The organism is Pseudomonas sp. Irchel 3E20, from assembly GCF_900187645.1.
Classification (GTDB): Bacteria; Pseudomonadota; Gammaproteobacteria; order Pseudomonadales; family Pseudomonadaceae; genus Aquipseudomonas.
Map to the genome: position 1 here is coordinate 1 of NZ_FYEE01000033.1, position 1,547 is coordinate 1,547.

General features: G+C 60.4%; 1 protein-coding gene. It reads right to left on the reverse strand.

Annotation, left to right across the window (positions count from 1 at the left end; genetic code table 11):
• The coding region (locus tag CKW13_RS24080) for a DUF2875 family protein (RefSeq protein WP_305886500.1) at positions 1 to 1,547 on the reverse strand (1,547 nt) is incomplete at both ends.

Below are 1,547 nucleotides of genomic sequence, written 5' to 3' on the forward strand. Positions count from 1 at the left end.
GCGCCGAAAAGGAAGGGGTCGGCCCAGCGGGTTTTCGCGTTGTGGGCTTTGGTGGCTGCGTCGGGCGGGCGGACCATTTGCACGGTGGTGCTGCCGTCGCTGCCGTTGTAGACCACCGCGCTGGTGCCGCCATCGAGGTAGCTGGCCATGGTAGCCAGGTTGATGGCCACCAGCGCACTGCTGACCCCGGTATTACCCAGGCGACGGCCCAGGTCGTAGCCTTCGTCGACATTGCCCAGCTCAATACCGGTGCCGTCGGTGTTGAGGGTGTGCAGGGTGTTGTTGAGGGCAATCAGGCCGTCGATGTTGTCGGTGCTGTCGTAGAACACCCGCACCGGGGCAGCGCCTTCGGGCAAGGTGTTCAGGGCTTTGAGCCAGGCGCCTTGCAAGGCTTTGACCTGTAGCGCGGGCTTGAGGCGCTTGCCGGTTTCGTCGCTCATCGCCACTTTGATCGGGCGGTGCAGGTAACCGAGCATGGGCGCGGCGTCGAACTCCTTGACCTGGTGTTCGGCCCAACGCACGGGCAGCCAAGGGGTGGGTGTGAAATGGCCAGGGCCGCGATTGCTCAGGGTTTGCCACAGCTCGGGGAGTTGGGCGTGCCAGTAGGCGCTTGGCATGGTGCCGGGGCCATGCGCATTCTCCACGCCCTCCGCCTGCTTCCTGGCCGTATAGATCTGGCCGAATAAAACAGAGTGCTTCCAGTAGAAGGCCCATAACTTGCCCATATCGGTGCGCTTGTTTTGGTTGTCCTCTTCTTCGTTGGTGGCGAACGGGCGTAGGTATTGATCGACCCGATCCGAGCGTGATACCAGCAGGCCGGTCATGCTTTCGTAGACCTTGGGTACGAAGTGGCCATCCTGGAGCCACGGTGTTCCGGCGACCCGGTAACCGCTGCGGGTTACATCACCATCACGGCTGATAATCAGGGCCTCAGGTACCTCCTGGTGGTCATCAAAAAACTGGAAGAGCTTTTCGAGCATGGCTTGGGCATGCGTGGTGTTATCGGCCTCCTGCCACAAGAACAGGGTTACACCGAGGGTGGCCTTATTACGGCCACTGAGAATGTCGCTTTCGGCGCCCATATTGTGTGGCTGTTTAGGAGGCGCCAGTGCAAAGGTCGGCAAGGGCCAGTAGGCCACGGCATCGCGGGCGGAATGGAGGAATGATGCACGGGTGTTGATTTGGGAATCATCACGGCGAGCGCCCGCAGAGTAAGGATAGTCCTCGGCCTTCTGTGAATAGATAGAGCTGAAGTTGTCATTCTTTTTCTTAATCAAGGTCCAGATGCTGGTCTGATGCCAGACGTCTACCGCCAACCCCGCCGCCCTGATTTCCAGCGCATAGGTCCGTTCGCGTTCCGCGATTTGCTCGGCGGTCAGTGGCGCCGGTTGCGTAACCGCCAGCCTTGGATTGACCCACTGCATCAGGGCCTTGCCACCCCACACCGCGCCATACAGCAACGCCACGACACCGCATACGGCAGCCAGGCCAACGAGGGTGGGTGGCGCAATGTTTCTCATCGTCATTTCTTCTGTCTCTAAGTACGT